Genomic DNA, 21,716 nt, shown 5'->3' with positions numbered 1-21,716 from the left:
GTGGAGAAGAGGGAGGGCAAGCTGGAGAAATGGGTTGAGCCGTCGGACTTGGCTATCCGCCCGCTTGGTACGGTGACCCCAGGCAGCACGTCGCCCCTTGCCGGGGTAACAGCCACTCAATACTCGAGAAAGGTCTCGCCGCAGCGCTCGCAAATCAGGTGCTTCACATGGGTGGCCTGATAGGCGAGGGTCTCGCCAAATGCCCAGTTGGTGATGCTGCTGGCGCGAAAGGCTTGCCAGAAGGCCTTGCGCGGCTCCTTGGGCATGATGTCCTGGCTGTGGTCTCGGGCAACCAGCACCACGATATGGTGAGTGCGCTCCCCGCACTGGTCGCAGCGATGGACTTCGCTCTGTGGTTCGGTCTGTGCCTGCTGTGTTGTTACCATGACATCGACTCCCGTTCTGGATGGCGCGCCCATCATAGGTTTATTCACTGTCCCCTCAACCCCCAATGTGGGGGAGTCAGCCATGGGGGGAGGGAGCCTCTTGAGCTCGGTCTGCATGGCCAGGGGATAACGCGCTGGTGCCAGCGCATGGGCAGCCAGGAAGCCTTGCCTGAGCCTCAGGCCGATTCTCGTTTTTGCAGGTTGGGGGTGATGATATGGCGGTTGGGGGCGAGATCCGGTTGCTGCATCCGGGCCAGCAGCCGCTGGGCGGCCTGGCGGCCAATCTCCCGGGCCGGTGAGCTGACGAAGGTGAGGGCGGGGGAGGTGAGTTCCGCCTCCGCCACGTCGTCAAAGCCGAGCAGCGCCACTTGCTGGCCGATGTAGTTGTCCTTGCCGACGCTGCGCCCGCTCGCCTCCACCCCGTAGATGCCCCCCAGCGCCACCTCGGGATAGTGACAGAGGATGGCGGTCACCTTGGGATGCTGATGCAGCAGCTGGGCTATGGTGTCGGCGGCGCTGCGCTGGGTGCGCTCGCACTCCAATATCCACTCGGGTTTGAAGGGCAGGCCGTATTGCAGCAGGCTGGCGCAGTAGCCGCCGATCCGCTCGGCGCGGGCCAGGGAGTCGGCCCGTCCCCCCACGTAGGCGATATGGCGATGACCCTGCTCGATGAGATAGGTGGTGGCCTGCTGGGCGGCGTGGCTGTTGTCCGGGCCGATAAAGTCCACGTCATCGCGATAGTAGGAGCGGGCGGCGCACACCACCGGCAATTGCGAGTCGAGCAGGGTCTGCAGCGTCTTGGCCGCCGCGCCGCGCACCGGATTGAAGATGATGCCAGCCACCCCCTGGCGCGACAGGGACTGGATGCTCTGCTGCAACCGCTCCGGGCTGTGGCCGCACTGGGTCAGAAACAGCAGATAGCCCTGCTGCTCCAGCACCTCGCTCACCCCGGCGGTCACCTCGGTATAGAAGGGGTCGGTGATGTCGCGCAGGAGCAAGCCCACCAGATTGGAGTGCTGGCTGCGCAGGTTGGCGGCGGCGCTGTTGGGCACATAATCGAGTTGCCTGATGGCCTGCTGCACCCGCTCTGCGGTGGCGGGGGAGATACGCCCCTTGCCGTTGAGCACCATGGAGACTGTGGTGACCGAGACCCCCGCCAGCTCTGCCACGTCGGTGATCTTGGCCAGTTTCGCAGCTTGCGGTCTGGGCGACATAGGATTGGATGGCATGGAGTGTGACGACATAGAGCGCGCGTTGCAGCCAGGGACAAGAGATCAGATAGCCACAGCATAACCCCTCATATCCCCAAGTGAAACGTTACATCCCGCGGGCATGGATCTGCCTCACAGATTTGCGACAGGCTGCCATCTTTGCCCATGATTCTGTGATCTTGTCGGCACTTGTGAGTTGATAAAACGTTTTATCATCCATAAAACCTGATGGGACTCCGCCCCTGCTTGCGTTTATCAACCAGGGGGGTGAAGAAGAGCGACATCGGGACCTGACCTTCAACTCACAAGGATCCGTCACATGGCCAAGTCCCCCGCCAAATCCACGATATGGGAGTTCCTGCAGAGCCTCGGCAAGACCTTTATGCTGCCGGTGGCCCTGCTCGCCTTCTCCGGCATCCTGCTCGGGGTCGGCAGCTCCCTCACCAGCGATGCGGTGAAGCAGAGCATGCCCTTCCTCGACAACATGGTGTTGCAGCTGCTCTTCCTCTGGATGACCAAGGTGGGGCTGGTGGCCTTCATCTATCTGCCGGTGATGTTTGCGGTCGCCATTCCGCTCGGATTGGCGCGGGAAGAGAAGGGGGTGGCGGCCTTTGCCGGTTTCGTCGGTTATGCGGCGCTCAACCTCTCCATCAACTTCTACCTGACGGTGGCCAATGTGATCGGTGACGGGGCGGCGGAGAAAGCCTACGGGGTGAAATCGATCCTCGGTATCAGCTCCATCGATACCGGTATTCTGGGGGCCATCATCGTCGGGGTCATCGTCGCCAAGCTGCATGCCCGTTTCTACACCTACCGGATGCCGGATGCGCTGGCCTTCTTCGGCGGTGCCCGTTTCGTGCCCATCATCACGGCGCTGGTACTGGGGGTGGTCGGTCTGGTGGTGCCTCTGGTCTGGCCCTGGTTCGCCGCCGGTATCAACGGCATCGGTGCCGTCATCTCCCACGCAGGCCCCTTCGGTCCCTTCCTGTTCGGTACCGGTGAGCGTCTGCTGTTGCCGCTCGGCCTGCACCACATTCTGGTGGCGCTCATTCGCTTCACCGAAGCGGGCGGCACCCAGTTGGTGTGCGGCAACGAGGTGAGCGGCGCCCTCAACATCTTCTACTCCGAGCTCTCCTGCGCCGACACCACCGGCTTCTCGGTCTCCGCCACCTCCTTCCTGTCACAGGGCAAGATGCCCGCCTTCCTCGGCGGCCTGCCGGGGGCGGCACTGGCCATGTATCACTGCGCCCGACCGGAGAATCGCGGCAAGATCAAGGCGCTGCTGGTGTCCGGGGTGGTGGCCTGCGTCATCGGTGGCATCACAGAGCCGCTGGAGTTCCTGTTCCTGTTCGTGGCGCCGGTGCTCTACTTCATCCACGCCATCCTGACCGGTCTGGGTTTCATGACCATGGGGCTCCTGGGGGTCACCATCGGCAACACCGATGGCAACCTCATCGATTTTCTGGTGTTCGGGGTGCTGCAGGGCACCGCGACCAAGTGGTATCTGGTGCCCGTGGTCGCCGGGATCTGGTTTGCCGTTTACTACGGCGTGTTCCGCTTTGCCATCGTCCGCTTCAACCTCAAGACCCCGGGCCGCGAGATTGAGAGCAACGACGCCCCGCAACCGGCGGGCAAACCCGTAGGCAGCAGCGGTTACAACGGCGAGATCATCCTCAATGCCCTGGGGGGCGCCGACAACATACTGGCGCTGGACAACTGCATCACCCGGCTGCGGATGTCGGTGCAGGACATGAGCCGAGTCGATGACAAGCTGCTCAAAGCCAATGGCGCCATCGGGGTGATCAAGCTCGACGAGCACAACCTGCAGGTGGTGATAGGCCCTCAGGTGCACCTGGTGAAAAACCAGCTGCAGAGCCTGATGGGGGCCTGATCGTCCGCGCCAGCAAGATAATGTCGGGGGCTGATGCCCCCTTATCCATTCTTCCTGGCCATTCGCCGCATTGATGGAGAAAGAAATAGCATGCATGAGATTTATGACTTCGAGCAAGAGGTCGACCGCCATGGCACCTACTGCACCCAGTGGGACTATGTGGCAGACCGCTTCGGCCATGCCGACTTGCTCCCCTTCACCATCTCGGACATGGATCTTGAGACAGCCCCCTGCATACGCGCGGCGCTGGCCAAGCGGCTGGAACACGGGGTGTTTGGCTACAGCCGTTGGAACCACAGTGACTTCAAGGGGGCGGTGAGCGACTGGTTTGCCCGCCGTCATGGCGCCAGCCTCGACCCCGAGACCCTGGTCTATGGCCCCTCGGTCATCTATGTGGTCGCTCAGTTGGTGAGCCTCTGGTCGGCGCCGGGGGAGGGCGTGCTGGTGCACACTCCCGCCTACGACGCCTTCGGCAATATGCTGGCGGCCAGCGATCGGGTATTGCTTTCCTGCCCGCTGCAAAAGAGGGAGGGGCGTTATCAGATCGACTGGGTCTGTTTTGAGCAACAGGCGGCCCGCCCCGATTGCCGCATCCTGCTGCTGTGCAGCCCCCACAACCCCACAGGCCGGGTCTGGAGCCGGGATGAACTCGGCCGGATGGCCGACATCTGTCAACGTCATGGGGTCAGGGTGATCTCGGACGACATCCACATGGACATCAGTTTTACCCCCTACCTGCCCTGGAGCGAGGTGGCGCTAGATGACAGTTGGGCGTTGGTGAGCTCGGGCTCGAAATCCTTCAATATTCCGGCCCTTGGCGGTGCCTATGCCTTTATCCCTGAGGTGGCGAGCCGGGAAGGGTATTTACGGCAACTCAAGGCCGCCCATGGCCTCTCCTCCCCCCCCATTCTCGGCATCCTGGCCCATATCAGCGCCTACCGGGATGGCGATGGCTGGCTCGATGCCCTGAAGCGCCACCTGCATGGCAATCTGGCGCACGTTGCCGAGCGGCTCAATGCCGCCTTCCCGGCCATCGACTACCAAGTGCCCGAGGGCACCTATCTTGCCTGGATTGATCTCAACGGACTCGGCATCGACAGGGCGGAAAAGATGGATGCCCTGCAAAGCTTGCTGGTGGAGAAATACCGGGTCGCCATCATGCGCGGCGACACCTACGGCCCCGAGGGAACAGGCTTTATCCGCCTCAATGTGGGTTGTTCACGGCAGAAGGTGGACAAGGGATTAGATGCCCTGATAGGCGCACTCACCGAGCTGGTTTGATGCTTGTATGAGTCAAGGTTGTCAATAACAAAGGGGCCTTACGGCCCCTTTGTTATGTCAGTGTTCCGTCCTGAATATGGTTTACACCTTTCCCCCGAATAAATGGAGACCCCGATGGATGGCGAGCGCCCCGATCTGCACATCCACGCAGCAGAAGAGGGAGGGGGCGGATAAAACAAGGGCCATCTTCTGATGGCCCTTGTGCATTCAGGGGGTCATGGCACCCCTTAGCTGCGATTGCCAGCGCGGGCAACCCGCCCCTCGGCCAGCAGCTGGTAGCTGCCGGTGGCGGCGGGGACAAAGGCGGACTGGCCCTTTTCGAGGCGCAGTGACTGCTCACCTTGCTGGAGGGTCACTGTGCCATCGATGGCAAACAGGATCTCGGCGCTGGTGGTGATGAGCTGGTGCCCACCGGCCGGGTAGACGCTGAAGGTGAAGTCAGGTACCGGCACCCTGAAGTGCTGCACCGCGCTATCAACGCTGGGGTCCAGCAGGATCTGGTCATCCGGTTTGGCCACAAAACGGGTGCAATCCAGCAGCTCTGCCACATCTATGTATTTCGGGGTGAGCCCGGCGCGCAGCACGTTGTCGGAGTTGGCCATGATCTCGAGGCCGGTGCCGCGCACATAGGCATGGGGGGTGCAGGCATCGAGGAACATGGCCTGACCCGGCTTGAGGGTCACCACGTTCAGCAAGAGCGGCGAGAAGAGGCCCACGTCTCCCGGATACTGGGCGGCCAGGCTGGTGATGAGGGCAAAGGTCTCCTCATCCTGATGGGCGGCGGCATAGCTCAGCAGGCCCGCCAGGGCGGCTTCTTTGCGCGCGCCCTCCAGCACCAGCAACTGGTGGAAGAAGTGCTGCAACCCGGCTTCACCCTGATCCGCTGCGTGAGCGGCGGCGAGGGCCGCTACCAGATCGGCGATAGCCGCCAGCTTGACTCGCTCGAACAGCGTCAGGATGGCGGGAATGGCGCGAAAGCCGTTCATCGCCTGATAGGGGGTGAGGGCAAACACCAGCTCCGGCTTGTGGTTCGGGTCTTTATAGTTGCGATTGCTCGCCTTGAGCGAGATGCCGGCGGCCTCTTCCTTGGCAAAGCCCGCTTCGGCCTGGGATTTGCTGGGGTGTACCTGGATGGAGAGGGCCTTCTCGGCGCAGAGCACCTTGAACAGGAACGGCAGGCTGCCGAAGCGGGCGACGGTGGCCTCACCCAGCACGGCGCTGGGGGCGGCCTCGATAACGGCGGAAAGCTTCTGTGCGTTGCCCGCTAGGCTCACCTCGGAGCAGCCATTGGGATGGGCGCCCATCCACAGCTCGGCCTGAGGGCTGCCGTCCGGATTCGGGATACCAAACAGGGTGGTGAGGGCGTCACGGCTGCCCCATTCGTAGCCCTGGATCGGGTTTTTCATCAACAGAAAAGAGGGAAGATCACGACAACTCATAAGGGACGCCTCATTTAGTTTGAAGAAAGTTGTTTGAAGAAAAGGGTGGAATTGACGGTCCGGCCCGGACTATAACATGGGCGGTTGCGGCGGCCGCAATCGCTTGCCTCTCTCTTGACCGGGATCATCATGTCACTCATCTTCAGCCAACTGCTCGACGACGCCATCACTGAGCAGGCCCCCTTCGAGCGAGTCTGGTTTGCCAGTGAGCAGGGGGTGCCGCCCAGCTTCAGCTACCAGGTCAACTTTCCCCGCCTCGAGCTGGTGTTCAGCGGCGAGTATGTCAATCAGGTCTGGGACAAGGGGCAGGGCAGCCAGGAGATCCGGATATTGCCGGGGCAGGCGTTCTATATTCCGCCCAACGGCTGGAACAAGCCGCAGTGGAGCACGGATTGCTCGGTGCTGAGCCTGCTGTTTGGCAAGCGCCAGCTTGGCTTCAGCCTGGTGAGCAAACGCCGGGAAGATCCCGATTTCTTCGATGTGCAAAAACACAGCATCATGGCCCGGGCCGGTCATGTGACAGAGCATATTCTGGCGGCCCTCAACGTGTTGACCGAGGATCCCGGCCGCTCCCCCACCGACAACCATCTGCTGCTGGCGCTACTGACCAGTGCCCAGCAACTGCTTGGCGCATCGGCGACCGAGCGGCCCCGAGGTGCGGACTTGTTTCATGGCATCTGCATCTATATCCAGGAAAATTTTCACCGCCCCATCAGTCGTGACTCCATCGCCCACCGCTTCAACCTGTCGGCCAGTCATCTCTCCCACCTGTTTCGTGAGCAGGGTCATATGCGGCTGGCGGATTACATCAGCTGGGTGCGGATCGACAGAGCCAAGTTCATGCTCAAGAAGTACCGCTTCCGCCTGGAAGAGGTGGCCAATCGCTGCGGCTACGGTGATGTGAATTACTTCTGCCGGGTGTTCAAGCAAAAAACCGGATTGACCCCCTCCCAATACCGCGCCCTGAGCCAGCCTCAGGGGGAGGGCCAGCCCCTGACGGGAGCGTGAGTGGCCCAGACTGCGATGATGGAAAAGAGGAGGGGGAGAACTGTCCGGGGCACCCGTAACAGGGTTGTTGACCGCATTCCCGGTTGGCGGATGAGGCTGATATCGGGCGCCAAATGAAGGCTGCCTGCCTCGTCAGATCACCTGCGAGTCATCTGGCGAAGAGGTGGCTCGGGCTGCCATGCCCGATCTCAGGTGCGCATAGAGGCCTGCTCCGGCCAAGATCCCGGCGAGGGCCAGCAGCAGCCAGATGGCCGTGCTAGGGCGAGTGCCCGCATCCCCCAGCATAAAACCGATCAGCAGGTTGCCAAACAGCGCCATGCAGCCGCCGGCGCTGGCATAGAAGCCGTAATAGCTGGCGAGCTGGTCGGGGGGGGCGTAGCGGGGCAGCTGGGCGGCAAAGAGCGGAAAGCAGAGGATGGAGCCCAAGGAGAGCAGGGCCACTTGCGCCAATACCCCCGCCGTCGGCCAAGGGGCCAACAGGGGCAGGGCCAGATAGCTCAGCCCCATCAGCCCGATGCCGAGCCCCATGGCGAGCGGCACTCCCAGGCGGCGCTCCACCAGGCGCGACGCCGGCAGCTGGAGCAGGACGCCGATCACCGCCGAGAGGGTGAACACGCCGCCGAGCAGCTCGGTGGCATCCGGCAGGCTCTGGATATGGGCAGGCAGGGCCAGATAGAGCTGGTGGAACAGGATCTGGTAGCTGCCCGCCAGCAGGGTGAACATCATGAAGGAGCGCTGGCGCACTATGGCACGCCACTGCTGCAAGATGGCGCCGCGGGGGGTCTGGTTGGCCACCGGGCGTTTGGGCAGCACCCGATACTGCAACACCCCGAGCAGGGCGAACAGGCTCGCCGCCAAGAGCCCGGTCAGGGCATAGCTCTGCTGGGTCAAGGTGAGGCCGACCAGGGGGCCGAGCAGCATGCCCGCCTGGCTGGCGAGGTTGTGCAGGGCGAAGGCACGCTGGCGCTGGCTCGGGGTGCCGCATTCGCTGGCCAGATAGGCCTGGGCGCAGGGGGTGAACAGGGCCCCTGCAAAGCCGGTGAGGGCCGCCGCCAGCAGCAGTATGGGCAGGGACTCAGCCCAGCCCAGCAGCACGAAACCGACCGATCGCACCAGGCAACCCCAGACGATGGCGGGGTGATAGCCGATGCGATCCCCCAGAGTTCCCCCCAGCAAAAACAGCCCCTGCTGGCTGAAGACCCGCATCCCCATCACCAGGCCACAGGCCCAGCCTGCGAGGCCAAGGCCGCTGCCCATGTGCTGGGCGAGGAAGGGCAGCATCATGTAGAAGCCGAGATTGAATGCCAGGCCATTGAGGATGAGCAGGCGGGCGGCCGGGCTCATGGCCTGCCAGTCCCGCCAGTAGGAGGCGCCGTTCATGTTGCGCGCACCCGGGGGCCTGTTGCGGGCCAGGCCGAAGGCGGCGTTATGGGAAGTCTCGTCATCATTGTCTTCGCAGGGTGCGAAGGAAGGGGATGCCGCTTTGATCGTGACTTATCTGTACCGGCACTTGATAGAGGCGCTCGATGAGGTCGGCATCGAGCACCCGGGCGGGGGGGCCGAACGCTTGCAAGTCGCCATCTGCCAGCACGATCAGCTGATCGGCAAACTGGGCCGCCAGGTTGAGATCGTGCAGCACCACCAGGGTGATCCACTGCTGCTCCCGGGTCTGCTGGCAGAGGTGCTCCATCAGCTGCATCTGGTGGTGAAGGTCGAGGGCGCTGACCGGCTCGTCCAGCATCATGATGCGGGGGTCGCGCAGCAGCACCTGGGCGAACAGCACCATCTGCCGCTGGCCGCCGCTTAAGGAATAGAGCGGACGATCCGCCAGATGAGCGATGCCGAGGGCCTGCAAGGCGCGGGCGGCGGCCAGGATATCCTCGTCCGCGAGGCGCATGGAGAGGCTGTCGAGGCGCCCCAGCACCACCACTTCGATGACGCTCAAGTCCAGCTCCAGCTGGATATTCTGGGGCATGTAGCCAAATTGCTGACGCCACTTGGCCTGGGTCATCTGGTGGGCGCTCTGGCCCCCCAGACGGATGTCGCCAGCGGCCGGGGTCAATTCCCCAAAGAGGGCGCGCAGCAGCGAGGTCTTGCCGGTCCCGTTCGGGCCGATGATCACATGGACCTGACCCGGGTTCAGGGTGAGGTCGAGCTCCCGCAGCAGGGTCTGCTGGCCGATGGTGAGGGAGAGTCGGGATATTTCAAGCACGTTTACGCCCCTTGCCGAGGATCAGCCAGATAAAGAAGGGCACGCCAATCAGGGCGGTGACGATGCCGATGGGAAACAGGGAACCGGGAACGATGGACTTGGAGAGCACCGAGGCCGCCGACAACATGCAGGCGCCGCACAGGGCCGACAGTGGGATCAGGAAGCGCTGATCTTCCCCCACCAGCATGCGGGCTATGTGGGGGGCCACCAGGCCGACGAAGCCGATGATGCCGACGAAGCTGGTGGCGGTGGCGGTGAGCAGGGCCACCAGGATCAGGGTCTTGAGGCGCAGTCTGTCCACGTTGACCCCGAGACTCCGGGCACGGGCTTCCCCCAGCCGCAGGCTGGTGAGGGCCCAGGCATCCCGATAGATGAGCACGCTGCAGATCAGGGTGACGGCGGCCGTGATCAGCAAGGCATCCCAGCTGGTGCGCATCAGGCTGCCAAACAGCCAGAACATGATCTGCTGGTTGAGCTCGGGGGAGGAGAGGAACTGCAGCAGGGAGAGCAGGGACTGGAACAGGAACAGCAGGGCTATGCCCGCCAGGATCAGGGTCTGGCTGCTGATGTTGCGCATCATGGCCAGACCAAACAAGAGGCTGGCGGCAAACATGCACAAAATGAAGGCACCGGCCGGAATGGCAATCAGGGGAGGCAGCCCAAGACCGCCGGTATAGAGCGCCAGTGCGGCGCCAAGCCCGGCCGCGGCCGCGAGCCCTAGGGTGTAGGGGCTGGCCAGGGGGTTGTCCAGCAGGGTCTGCATCTGCACGCCGCCAAGCCCGAGGGAGGCGCCGACCACCAGAGCCATCAGGGCGATGGGCAGGCGCATGTCAAAGACGATGGTGCGGGTCATGGAGTCCGCCTGGGCGGGGGAGAGCAGGGCATCGATCACTTCCCCAAGGGGCAGCAGGGAGGGGCCTGTGGCGATGTCGAGCACCAGGGTAATGCACAGCACCAGGGTGAGCAGTGCCAGCCAGTGCCAGCGGCGGCGCTCCCGTTGCCGCTGGCGGGTGAGGGTCTGCTGCAGGGCAGCCAAATCATTCATGATAACCATCCTGAAACGGGCGCTCTCAAGGGGCGCCCGCAAGGGTTGAAGAGGGATGACGAAGAGGGACTTTCCCGACTCGGGTCGGGACAGTCCGGCCCGTCAGGTTCAACCAGCCATTACTTGATACCCAGCATAAAGGTGCCCTGGGGACGAATGGGCAGATAGCTGCGGTAGAAGCCCTGATAGGTGGCCAGGGGATCGAGATCCTGGAACAAGTCGGGGTAGAGCGCCTTGGCCATGAACTCGATGAGGGCGGCATCCATGATGCTGCGGGTGGCGCCGTGATAGACCGCATAGAGGCGACCCTGCTGCACCGCAGGCAACTCGCTCCAGCCCGGACGGGCAGCAAAGCCCTGCAGGCGCTGGCGCACCGTCTCGGCCGAGACGTCCTGACCGACCTGCATCGCCTCTGCGCTGCTCACGCTCTCGTAGCCCGCCATCAGGATCACCTCGGGTTTGCTCGCCAGCAGTTGCTCAGGGTGGATGGGGCCCCAGCGCTCGACGAAGGGGGCCGCGACGTTGTCACCGCCGGCCAGCAGGGCCATGGCGCCCCACATGTCCTTGCCATAGGTGTAGCTGTACTCGGCCGGGCCCTTGTCCCCCAGCTCGATGTAGACCCGGGGCGGCTGGCGCTTCGCCTGGGCAACCCGGGAAGTGATGGTGTCAATCTTGGCCTTGTATTCGTCGGCCATCTTGCGGGCACGAGCCTCCTGACCGGTCACCTTGCCAAGCAGCAGGGTGCTCGCCATGTGGCGGGCCAGGGTCTGGGCGTTGTAGTCCACCACCACCAGAGGGATGCCTGCCTGCTCGAGGCGCGGCAGATCCGGGGCCAGGGCCTCGTACTGCCACTGGGCCAGGATCACCAGATCGGGTTTGACCGCCAGGGTCTTCTCGATGGAGAAGCTCTGATCCTGCACGTTGCCAAGGTCGGGCACCTTGGCCAGTTGTGGCAGGCTGGCCACATAGAGGGACCAGATGGCGGGGCGGGACTTGACGAACCAGGCACGGGACATGCCCACCAGGCGATCGGCGCCCCCTTCACCGGCCACAGCCAGGTAATCCTCGGGATAGAAACCGAGCACGATGCGGCTCGCGGGCAGGCTCAGGGAGACCTTGCGGCCCATCACATCTTCCACTTCAACGGGGGCGGCGGCCTGTGCCATCCAGCTCATCAGGACGAGCTGGCCTAACAGCAACACTCTTGCCAGGGGGTGACGAAACATCTTGTACAACCTCGGGGGGGACACGGCTTAAAAAGAAAGTGAGAACTATTACTATTTAATGTTCAAAAAGCAATGAGGTTCTACATGGTCAGTCCTCTCTTTTTCTCCCCGGGAGGGGCGTCTGCGTGGTCTAATCCCGCCCCCCGCGAGGGCCTGCCTTTCTCTGAACGGGCTGATTTTTGACCCCAGGGGGAGGGCGATGCAACCATGGCGCCCCGAGTGCGCACTGCTGAGGAAAGGGGGGTGAAAAAGCCCGGACTCATCTTCTTCTTTGGGTCGGCGCAGTCGCATTGTGATCCAGTGCGCGACTATGGTCCGCGCAGTGTGCTCACCATTTGATTATGTAAAAGGATGGGCTAAGATGGCCGCGGAAACGATCAGATTGATAACAAAAGGAAGTTAGGAGATGCCGATGGAAAGCAAAGTAGTAGTCCCGACCCAGGGCCAGAAAATCACAGTAGCAGCCGATGGCAAGCTGACCGTACCGAACAATCCCATCATTCCTTTTATCGAAGGGGATGGTATCGGTGTGGACGTGACCCCTGCCATGCTGAACGTGGTCAATGCCGCGGTCGAGAAGGCTTACAAAGGCGAGCGCAAAATCGCCTGGATGGAAATCTACACCGGTGAGAAGTCGACTCACATCTATGGCGAAGGCGCCTGGCTGCCTGCCGAAACCTTGGATTTCATTCGTGAATACCATGTGGCCATCAAGGGCCCGCTGACCACCCCGGTCGGTGGCGGTATTCGCTCTCTCAACGTGGCCCTGCGTCAGGAGCTGGATCTCTACGTCTGCCTGCGCCCGGTGCGTTACTACCAGGGCACTCCTAGCCCGGTCAAACGTCCTGACTTGACCGACATGGTGATCTTCCGCGAAAACGCCGAAGACATCTACGCTGGCATCGAGTGGAAAGCGGATAGCGATGAGGCCAAAAAGGTCATCGCCTTCCTGCAAAACGAGATGGGCGTGAAGAAAATTCGCTTCCCCGAGTCTTGCGGCATCGGCATCAAGCCCATGTCCAAAGCCGGTACCGAGCGCCTGGTGCGTGCCGCCATCGAGTACGCAATCGACAACGATCGCGACTCCGTGACCCTGGTCCACAAGGGCAACATCATGAAGTTCACCGAAGGTGCCTTCAAGGATTGGGGCTATGCCCTGGCCCAGAAAGAGTACGATGCCCAGTTGATCGACGGCGGCCCCTGGTGCTCCTTCAAGAACCCGAAGACCGGCAAGGTCATCACCGTCAAAGACGTCATCGCCGACGCCTTCCTGCAACAGATCCTGCTGCGCCCGGCCGAGTATGATGTCATCGCCTGTATGAACCTCAACGGCGACTACATCTCCGACGCCCTGGCCGCTCAGGTCGGCGGCATCGGCATCGCTCCTGGCGCCAACATCGGCGACGGTGTGGCCCTGTTTGAAGCAACTCACGGCACCGCGCCCAAGTATGCAGGTCAGGACAAGGTCAACCCGGGCTCCCTCATCCTCTCCGCCGAGATGATGTTGCGCCACCTCGGCTGGGTCGAAGCGGCAGATCTGGTCGTGAAGGGGATGGAACAAGCCATCGCCAACAAGACGGTCACCTATGACTTCGAGCGACTGATGGAAGGGGCCACGCTGCGCTCTTGCTCCGAGTTCGCTCAGGACATGATCGATCAGATGTAATCTATTGATTGTTTTGATATTAAAGGCCGCCATCAGATGATGGCGGCCTTTTTCATTGAGGCAATACCGCCAGTTGATGAACCATGGGCCAGATGTTGGCAATAAAGTTGTTAGTCGGAGGGGCAGATTCCAACGACACCTGATTAATTGTCTGTAAATCAACCAAACGGACCCTGATAATTTCCTTTTCTGTACTCTTGGGAGAGGGAGGATGCTAGAATCCGAAGCTGATTTTAAGCGCCATCTGTGGGCACCTTTGACATTCTTTGCCCATGGCCAATCAATAGTGTGTCAGCTCGTCTCAGAGCCCCGATGCTCCGCCTTGCAGTTCAACGTGTCACCTGAGGTCAACATCATGATCCGTGCGCACACACAATTTGGTCAAAAGCAGCAAACTGGGGGCTGTAACCCAGGGGCGGTAGCTATGGTCTTTGAGTTCGATTGTGTAATCCCCGGCTATTAAATTACACCGCTGTACTAAGCAGATACCCCTGGCTAATCCCATTTCAGAATTCATTCTTATTCAAGAGCATATCTATGAAAATACTCGTTACCGGCGGGGCGGGCTTTATCGGCTCGGCAGTCGTTCGTCATATCATAAAGGATACTAACGACTCCGTCGTCAATCTGGATAAACTCACCTATGCGGGCAATCTCGAGTCCCTGGCAGAGGTATCGGGCAGTGAGCGCTACGCCTTCGAGCAGGTGGATATCTGCAACCGCGCCGAGCTGGACCGGGTGTTTACCGCGCATCAACCCGATGCCGTGATGCACCTGGCCGCCGAGAGCCACGTCGATCGCTCCATCACTGGGCCTGCCGACTTCATCGAGACCAATATCGTCGGCACCTATATGCTGCTGGAGGCTGCTCGCGCTTACTGGAATGGTCTTCCTGAGCCGCGCAAGTCAGCCTTCCGCTTTCACCATATCTCTACCGATGAGGTATATGGCGATCTGCCTCACCCCGATGAAGCTGTCCCTGGCGAGGCCTTGCCGCTCTTTACCGAAACCACCCCTTATGCCCCCAGCAGCCCCTATTCTGCTTCCAAGGCTTCGAGCGACCACTTGGTTCGTGCCTGGCGCCGAACTTACGGCCTGCCGACTGTGGTGACCAACTGCTCCAACAACTACGGCCCGTTCCACTTCCCCGAGAAGCTGATCCCCTTGGTGATCCTCAATGCCCTGGATGGCAAACCGTTGCCTGTCTATGGCAAGGGAGATCAGATCCGTGACTGGCTCTATGTGGAAGACCATGCCCGTGCCCTTTACAAGGTGCTGACAACTGGTGTGGTGGGGGAGACCTACAACATCGGTGGCCACAACGAGAAGCAGAACCTGGAAGTGGTGCACACCATCTGCGATCTGCTGGATGAGATGGTGCCCAAAGCCGGCTCTTACCGCGATCAAATCACCTATGTCACGGATCGCCCCGGTCACGATCGCCGCTATGCCATCGATGCCAGCAAGATGAGCGCCGAGCTTGCTTGGCAGCCAGAGGAGACTTTCGAGTCGGGTATTCGCAAAACCGTGCAGTGGTATCTGGATAACCAGCAGTGGGTGAACAACGTCAAAAGTGGTGCCTACCAATCCTGGATTGAACAGCACTATTCCTCGATTGAACAGAACGATGGGGAGCACGGCTGATGCATATTCTGCTGTTTGGCAAAAACGGTCAGGTAGGTTGGGAGCTGCAACGTGCGCTGGCACCGTTGGGGCGCATCACTGCCGTTGATTTTGACTCCACCGACTATTGCGGTGATTTCAGCAACCCGGCGGGCGTGGCCGAAACGGTACGTCTGGTTAAGCCGGACGTGATTGTCAACGCCGCGGCCCATACCGCAGTCGACAAGGCGGAGAGCGAGCGTGAGTTTGCCGAGCTGCTCAACGCGACCAGCGTGGCCGCGATCGCCAGAGAAGCCGAAGCATTGGGTGCCTGGTTGGTGCATTACTCCACCGACTATGTGTTCGATGGCAGCGGTGAGCGCCCCTGGGTGGAAACTGATGCGACCGCCCCGCTCAATGTCTACGGTGAAACCAAGCTGGTAGGGGAACAGGGGGCTGCTCTCTGCGCTCGTCACCTGATCTTCCGCACCAGCTGGGTCTACGCCGCCCGTGGCGCCAACTTTGCCAAGACCATGCTGCGTTTTGGCAAAGAGCGTAGCGAGATGTCAGTCATCAATGACCAGTTTGGTGCCCCGACAGGTGCCGAGTTGCTGGCCGATTGCACCGCCCATGCGATCCGCGTGGCGCAGAGCAAACCCGACGTTGCCGGGCTGTACCATCTGATAGCCTCCGGTACCACAACCTGGTTTGACTACGCCCAGCTGGTGTTTGCCAAAGCCAGAGAGGCCGGGGTTGAACTGGCGGTTACGCAACTCAATGCGGTGCCGACCAGCGCCTTCCCGACCCCGGCTAAACGCCCCCATAACTCCCGCCTTGACACCAGCAAATTCCAACGCACCTTCGATCTGGTGCTGCCGGACTGGACAGCCGGTGTGGAGCGGATGTTGACAGAGATCCTGGGCAAGTAAATCACTGGCTAGGGATGTATTGAATGCATCCCTGGCTGGCAGGGATAAAACGTAAAAGGTGTGGCCTCAAGCCACCCTTTTCTTTTGCAGTTTAAAAATAAGAAACAAGCATCATGACTAAACGTAAAGGCATTATTCTGGCCGGGGGCTCTGGCACCCGTCTCTATCCGGTGACCATGGCAGTGAGCAAGCAGTTGCTTCCCATCTATGACAAGCCGATGATCTACTACCCACTGAGCACCTTGATGCTGGCCGGTATTCGCGATATTTTGATCATCAGCACACCGCAAGATACCCCCCGCTTTGAGCAATTGCTGGGTGATGGCAGCCAGTGGGGTCTGAACTTGCAATACAAGGTACAGCCAAGCCCGGACGGGTTGGCACAAGCCTTTATTCTGGGTGAAGAGTTCATCGGTTCAGACCCCTGTGCGCTGGTGCTGGGTGACAACATCTTCTACGGCCACGACCTGCAGAAACAGCTGGAGGCGGCTGAGGCCAAAGAGAGTGGCGCCACTGTATTTGCCTACCACGTGCATGACCCAGAGCGTTATGGGGTTGTTGAGTTTGATAAAGAAGGCACCGCTATCTCTCTGGAAGAGAAGCCACTGGAGCCCAAGAGCAACTATGCGGTCACCGGCCTCTATTTCTACGACAACAGCGTGGTCGAGATTGCCAAGAGCCTGAAGCCATCACCGCGTGGTGAGCTGGAGATCACCGACGTCAACCGCATCTACCTTGAGCAAGGCAATCTGTCGGTGGCCATGATGGGCCGTGGTTATGCCTGGCTTGATACCGGCACCCATGAAAGCATGATTGAAGCGAGCAACTTTATTCAGACCATCGAGACACGTCAGGGGTTGAAAGTGGCATGCCCGGAAGAGATCGCCTATCGCCAGAAGTTTATCAGTGCCGACCAGATACGTGAGCTTGCTGCGCCGTTGGCAAAGAATGCTTATGGCCAATACTTGTTAAGAATGGTTGCCAAAGCCTGATGTGATTTTGGGGGAGGGAGTACGCCCCCAATAAAGATTGAATTAAATGTGGGTATACAGATGAATGTAATCAAGACAGCAATTCCTGACGTGCTTATCTTTGAGCCAAAAGTATTTGGTGACGATCGTGGTTTTTTCTTTGAGAGTTTCAACCATAAACAGTTTGAAGAAGCAGTCGGTTATCCAGTGACTTTCGTACAAGATAACCACTCTAAGTCTTCAAAAGGAGTGTTACGTGGCTTGCACTATCAGTTGCCTCCCCATGCACAAGGCAAACTAGTGCGTTGTGTAGTGGGTGAAGTGTTTGATGTAGCGGTAGATATTCGCAAAAACTCACCGACCTTCGGGCAATGGGTTGGTGTGCACCTGTCAGCTGACAATAAGCGCCAATTCTGGATTCCGGAGGGATTTGCTCACGGTTTTGTCACACTAAGCGAGACGGCAGAGTTTTTATATAAAACCACGGACTACTATGCGCCGCAATCTGAGGGGGCCATTCGTTGGGATGAGCCGCAAGTAGGGATTGAGTGGCCGATTGAAGGTGAGGTAAGTTTATCCACAAAAGATCATGTTGCCATGATGCTTTCAAGTGCCATCATGTTTGAATGATTCTTATAATCTTCAGAAATAGCTCTTTGCATCTTAATATATATCGTTGAATTAATACATTCTGTATATTTTAACGTGCTATCAATATGATCAAGGTTGACAAGTTGAAAAAAGCATTTGTTACTATATTTCCTCCGTTTGAAAAAACACATCTTTATAAAGATGTGGGTATGATACCAAGGTATATGGCCAGTGACCACGGATATAAATCCTATATATTAAGCAATGCAAGTATTGTCATAGATGAAAAGCTATTTAATTCTGTTGAATTTAAATTGATAAAGAATAATATAAACAGCATTACCTCATCAAGTTACAATGTATTTGATGTTTTAAGAATATTGCACAATCTCTCGACTGAGAATGATAAAGTAGTAGTCAATTTCTACCATTTCCATCCTAAACATGTGGTTCTTTCATTTTTAATTAAAGTTTTTTTTAGTAATGTTTCTTCATATATAAAGCTTGATATTAGAAGTGAGGGTGCCAAAGAGCTATTTAATAGCTCTAAGTTTTATAAAAAGCACATAAGAGATTTCTTGCTAGGATTCGTTGATATCTTTAGCGCTGAGACAGCGCAGGCGTTCAGCTATCTAAAACAGAAAAGGAATATCAGTGGCAAAACGTATCTAATACCAAATGGTGTTTTATTAAGTGAGGGGGAGATTGATTCCAATAATATTGATTTTTTTAATGATAAAGAAAAGTTAATATTTTCAGCAGGGCGTCTTGAGTCATACCCAAAAAACACAAAATTAATGATAGATTCGTTTTTAAAATCAGAGCTATGGCAAGATGGTTGGCAACTAATTCTTGCTGGTAGTTATGATCAAGAGTTAGTAAATTACATAAAAGAAAAAACAAGAAAGGTGCACCATGGGGCAATATCTCTTGTTGGTCATCTAAATAGAGAACAGTTATTTTCTCATATGCGAAGAGCTAAAGTTTTTGCGTTAAGTTCTCGTTGGGAGGGGTTTGCGCTAGTTTTACCTGAGGCGGTTGCTCATGGTTGTATTATAGCAGCCACTGATGTTGGAGGTGTAGCAGATGTAACAAATATGGGTACACTTGGCTTTATCGCCAAAGAGCAAACTGTTGACTCGTTTACCGAAGCGCTAAAATCTGCCGCGGCAAGTGAGCCCTTGCTAGGAAAAAAGCAAATGGATTTTGGCATATCTAATTTTGATTGGAAGTCTATTTGTAACAAGTTGGCCAAGATCATTGATGAACAAACAAATTAATCTTTCCTATGGTATTTTAAATACTATTCAAAATGCTATTTTTCCGCTAGTTACTTTGCCCTATGTGCTGCAAACTGTCGGGCCTGAATTGTACGGAAAGAATTTACATGCCGCACTTTTTCATCAGTTATTTTCTTTTTTATTTGTATTGGCAGTAAATCCCTACGCTTTACGCCTTTTTAGCAACGTGATGGGGGTAGACAAAAAAGTTGAAGAAGAAACAATTTTTAGTCGCATTGTATCATTTCAATTTATTATGTCTTCGATCGCTACTGCGATTCAATTTTTTGTGATAACAGTGTTGGGGTTGTTAACGCCACTCTATGCACTTTATATATCCATAACTTTTTTTTCATTTATGAATGTAGAGTGGCTTTTTCAAGCCAAACAAGACTATAAGACTATATTTTTTAGAACATTATTATTGCGTTCGCTTGCATTAATATTATTGTTTTTATTTGTTAAAAGTGAAAGTGACTTTAGCCAATATATCTTAATAATGGCTTTCAGTTTAATTTCTCCTGCAATAATATCTTTTCTTATTGCAAGACAATCATATGTTTTTAAACCTAACTTAAGTAATATTAAGAGTGACATGTTTGGTGCTAAATATTTCTATACAAACGGGGCTATTGGCTCAGTTTACTCTTATTTAGACCAAGTAGTTATTGGGTTGTTAGTTACAAGCAAAGAGTTAGCCACCCTAAATCTAATAAAAACATTAGCATCGACGATAATGTCAATCCCTAATATGGTGAATAGATTTATTATGCCGGATGCCTTTAGGTCATTTAAAACTGGAATGTTATTCTATCATCATAGTAAATACTTTACATTAATGTTGATATGTTTAGTGGTTGGGCTTTCTCTGTTTTGTTGTAGTGGATTACCAGTAATTTCCACATTTTTAGGTGAGGAGATAAACTTCGAACAATCATACATTTTATTAATCGCGACATCAGTTTTTTGTACTTCACTTGCGGTATATATCGATACACAGTCAAGTGTTATTTTAGGGTTGGAAAAAATCACTACAATATCCAATCTAATTGTTGCAACCATTAGTCCACTTACAACAATTTTTTTGTTTAGTACTTTCACATATCTAAGCCCTTTTATCGGAATGATTATTGGTGAGTTCTGTGGTGTGTTAGTAATGATATATATGCATTTGTTTATATTTAAAACAAATTTTATTAAATATCGTTGAATGTTAACTGTAAATATAAAAGTTATTAAAAATAAGCGGTTTATAATACTTTGGTGAGATTTACTTATGCATATACATGCTTATTTAATCGTAATTTATAATGAAAGCGTATTTGAATCTAGTACATTTAAATCGCTACTGACACTGTTACAAGAGCGGCCTCATGCCGCTGCTGTATATTTGTGGGATAATAGCCCAACGCCACAGCATCAAGTCAGTGAATTTGATTTAATAAGAACATGTGAAATAAAATATCTTTATTATGGGGTAAATGAAAAGCTGTCAACTGTATATAACAGGGTTATAGAGTTGGCTTTGGTCGATAATTGTGAATTTATCAGTATCTTAGATCAAGACAGTGTTGTACCGTTAGATTTTAAAGATAAAATAGATGCCATAGAAAACCCTAAACTAGTCGTTCCTACAGTTTACTCTAGTAGTAGTGGTTTAATTATTTCGCCTCGTTATCAAAAGTACAATTATCTGACTAATAGTTGTGTTATTAGGTATGTCGATATATCTAAAGTGGAAGGTTCACTTGCATCGAATGAATTTTTTGCCGTTGGTAGTGGTATGACAATTTCACGAACATTATGGGATACTGGTATTAGATTTAATGAATCTTTGAGCTTTTATGGTGTGGATACTGAGTTTTGTAATGACTATGCTAAAAAGTTCAATAGCTTCAATATAATAAAGTGCAACTTTCAGCATGATGCATCAGGTGAAAATGATGAGGATTTTGCAAAATTAAAATGGCGACTTTCAAAATATTTTGAACATTGGAATTTCAGTTTAGTTGAAAAGTTAGGTTGGAATATTTTTTTGGCAAAGATTTACATAATGATTTTTAAAACAGTTTTATTAACCAAGAGTTACGTGAAAAAAAACTTAGTAAATAAATTTATAAAACTATAAATTCTATTTATAATAGGAAAATTAGGGCTTAGTATGCAAGTCAGCGTCATAATTCCAACGTGCAATCGAAATGATACATTGCCACGGGCCATTTATTCAGCATTAAATCAACGTGTCGCTAAATTAGAAGTTATTGTGGTTAATGATACAGATAATTCAATCAGCGATGAAATTCTTAATATTGCCATAACAAATCCGGTGACTTTTACCTGTAATCCAGGTAAGCATGGCGCGGCAAGCGCTCGTAACTATGGTGTGAGCCTTGCGAAAGGAAAATACATAACTTTTCTTGATGATGATGATATGTATCTGCCCGGTAGATTGAATAATATGCTAAATGTTACTCAGCAGAGGAAATACATTATGGTGTCATCGGGTCGCTTCTATGAAACAGGTGACTTTACTACCATACAACCAGCAAAAAAGCAGTGCTTTGGTGAGATAAGACAAAAAGATATTCAATATCAAAATGATATTGATATTGGTTTTATGATGGAGCGTGATATTTTCCTTAGCTTTGGTGGCTTTGATACCAGTTATAAATCGCTAGAAGATTGGGATTTTATCTTACGGGTACTAGAAAAAGGTACATGTTACAAGATAAAGCGCATGGATTATGCGGTTAACTTAGATCCTAACCGCTCTCGTGTTTCTGATAGTGACTCAAAAAGTTACCTTAAAATGGCGGAGATGTATAAAGATAAATATGGAAACGAGTGGTTTACATATATGTCAGCACATGGTTTGAGCCTTGCAGGGAAGTTAAGGTTTAGCAGGGTTGTCCGTGATTGTGGGATTAGATCATTAATTTGTTATTTAAGACAAATTAAGCGAAGTATCTTTAAATAAG

The 21,716-nt window shown here is 55.1% G+C and carries 19 protein-coding genes; 12 read left to right on the top strand and 7 right to left on the bottom strand.

The window, feature by feature from the left end:
• Positions 1 to 116: 116 nt before the first annotated feature.
• Complete coding sequence (locus tag KYK33_RS13570) at positions 117 to 386, bottom strand: hypothetical protein (protein ID WP_224430876.1); 270 nt, start codon at positions 384 to 386, stop codon at positions 117 to 119.
• Positions 387 to 562: 176 nt separating this feature from the next.
• Entirely contained in the window at positions 563 to 1,600 is a 1,038-nt protein-coding gene (gene malI / locus KYK33_RS13565; protein ID WP_224433017.1) for a Mal regulon transcriptional regulator MalI, read from the bottom strand.
• Between the two features lie 316 nt (positions 1,601 to 1,916).
• Between malI and malX the strand changes: the two genes are divergently transcribed.
• A complete protein-coding gene (gene malX / locus KYK33_RS13560; RefSeq protein WP_224430875.1) occupies positions 1,917 to 3,488 on the top strand; it encodes a maltose/glucose-specific PTS transporter subunit IIBC in 1,572 nt (523 codons plus the stop codon).
• A 90-nt stretch (positions 3,489 to 3,578) separates the two neighbouring features.
• A complete protein-coding gene (locus KYK33_RS13555) occupies positions 3,579 to 4,769 on the top strand; it encodes a MalY/PatB family protein (RefSeq protein WP_224430874.1) in 1,191 nt (396 codons plus the stop codon).
• A 227-nt stretch (positions 4,770 to 4,996) separates the two neighbouring features.
• Here KYK33_RS13555 and manA read toward each other — a convergent pair whose 3' ends face one another.
• A complete protein-coding gene (gene manA / locus KYK33_RS13550; protein ID WP_224430873.1) occupies positions 4,997 to 6,208 on the bottom strand; it encodes a mannose-6-phosphate isomerase, class I in 1,212 nt (403 codons plus the stop codon).
• A gap of 129 nt (positions 6,209 to 6,337) precedes the next feature.
• Between manA and KYK33_RS13545 the strand changes: the two genes are divergently transcribed.
• Entirely contained in the window at positions 6,338 to 7,216 is an 879-nt protein-coding gene (locus tag KYK33_RS13545; protein WP_224430872.1) for a helix-turn-helix transcriptional regulator, read from the top strand.
• Positions 7,217 to 7,348: 132 nt separating this feature from the next.
• Here KYK33_RS13545 and KYK33_RS13540 read toward each other — a convergent pair whose 3' ends face one another.
• The 4 genes from KYK33_RS13540 to KYK33_RS13525 form a co-directional block, all read right to left on the bottom strand.
• On the bottom strand, positions 7,349 to 8,596 hold the full coding sequence (locus tag KYK33_RS13540; protein WP_224430871.1) for an MFS transporter: 1,248 nt from the start codon (positions 8,594 to 8,596) through the stop codon (positions 7,349 to 7,351).
• Between the two features lie 64 nt (positions 8,597 to 8,660).
• Complete coding sequence (locus tag KYK33_RS13535) at positions 8,661 to 9,428, bottom strand: ABC transporter ATP-binding protein (RefSeq protein WP_224430870.1); 768 nt, start codon at positions 9,426 to 9,428, stop codon at positions 8,661 to 8,663.
• Complete coding sequence (locus KYK33_RS13530; RefSeq protein WP_224430869.1) at positions 9,421 to 10,473, bottom strand: FecCD family ABC transporter permease; 1,053 nt, start codon at positions 10,471 to 10,473, stop codon at positions 9,421 to 9,423. Before KYK33_RS13530 ends, KYK33_RS13535 begins: the two co-directional genes overlap by 8 nt.
• 119 nt (positions 10,474 to 10,592) lie before the next feature.
• Positions 10,593 to 11,699, bottom strand: coding sequence for an ABC transporter substrate-binding protein (locus KYK33_RS13525; protein ID WP_224430868.1), 1,107 nt, complete (start codon positions 11,697 to 11,699; stop codon positions 10,593 to 10,595).
• Positions 11,700 to 12,111: 412 nt separating this feature from the next.
• Between KYK33_RS13525 and icd the strand changes: the two genes are divergently transcribed.
• From icd to KYK33_RS13480, 9 genes are all read left to right on the top strand, one after another.
• Complete coding sequence (gene icd, locus KYK33_RS13520) at positions 12,112 to 13,365, top strand: NADP-dependent isocitrate dehydrogenase (RefSeq protein ID WP_042039561.1); 1,254 nt, start codon at positions 12,112 to 12,114, stop codon at positions 13,363 to 13,365.
• A gap of 537 nt (positions 13,366 to 13,902) precedes the next feature.
• The gene (gene rfbB / locus KYK33_RS13515; RefSeq protein ID WP_224430867.1) at positions 13,903 to 15,009 is read left to right on the top strand and encodes a dTDP-glucose 4,6-dehydratase; all 1,107 of its coding nucleotides are present in this window, start codon (positions 13,903 to 13,905) and stop codon (positions 15,007 to 15,009) included.
• The gene (rfbD, locus tag KYK33_RS13510; RefSeq protein ID WP_224430866.1) at positions 15,009 to 15,896 is read left to right on the top strand and encodes a dTDP-4-dehydrorhamnose reductase; all 888 of its coding nucleotides are present in this window, start codon (positions 15,009 to 15,011) and stop codon (positions 15,894 to 15,896) included. Before rfbB ends, rfbD begins: the two co-directional genes overlap by 1 nt.
• Before the next feature lie 113 nt (positions 15,897 to 16,009).
• Entirely contained in the window at positions 16,010 to 16,888 is an 879-nt protein-coding gene (rfbA, locus tag KYK33_RS13505; RefSeq protein WP_224430865.1) for a glucose-1-phosphate thymidylyltransferase RfbA, read from the top strand.
• A gap of 60 nt (positions 16,889 to 16,948) precedes the next feature.
• On the top strand, positions 16,949 to 17,497 hold the full coding sequence (gene rfbC / locus KYK33_RS13500) for a dTDP-4-dehydrorhamnose 3,5-epimerase (protein WP_224430864.1): 549 nt from the start codon (positions 16,949 to 16,951) through the stop codon (positions 17,495 to 17,497).
• A 104-nt stretch (positions 17,498 to 17,601) separates the two neighbouring features.
• Complete coding sequence (locus tag KYK33_RS13495) at positions 17,602 to 18,738, top strand: glycosyltransferase family 4 protein (protein ID WP_224430863.1); 1,137 nt, start codon at positions 17,602 to 17,604, stop codon at positions 18,736 to 18,738.
• Entirely contained in the window at positions 18,722 to 19,948 is a 1,227-nt protein-coding gene (locus KYK33_RS13490) for an oligosaccharide flippase family protein (protein ID WP_224430862.1), read from the top strand. Before KYK33_RS13495 ends, KYK33_RS13490 begins: the two co-directional genes overlap by 17 nt.
• 66 nt (positions 19,949 to 20,014) lie before the next feature.
• On the top strand, positions 20,015 to 20,866 hold the full coding sequence (locus KYK33_RS13485; RefSeq protein WP_224430861.1) for a glycosyltransferase family protein: 852 nt from the start codon (positions 20,015 to 20,017) through the stop codon (positions 20,864 to 20,866).
• A gap of 33 nt (positions 20,867 to 20,899) precedes the next feature.
• Positions 20,900 to 21,715: a glycosyltransferase family 2 protein gene (locus KYK33_RS13480; RefSeq protein ID WP_224430860.1), complete on the top strand. Its 816-nt coding sequence runs from the start codon at positions 20,900 to 20,902 to the stop codon at positions 21,713 to 21,715.
• Position 21,716: the final 1 nt, after the last annotated feature.

Origin of the sequence: Aeromonas rivuli (assembly GCF_020149575.1) — a bacterium.
Taxonomy (GTDB): Bacteria; Pseudomonadota; Gammaproteobacteria; order Enterobacterales; family Aeromonadaceae; genus Aeromonas; species Aeromonas rivuli.
The sequence above is the reverse complement of the archived record's forward strand: the minus strand, read 5'-3'. Positions and strand labels throughout refer to the sequence as shown.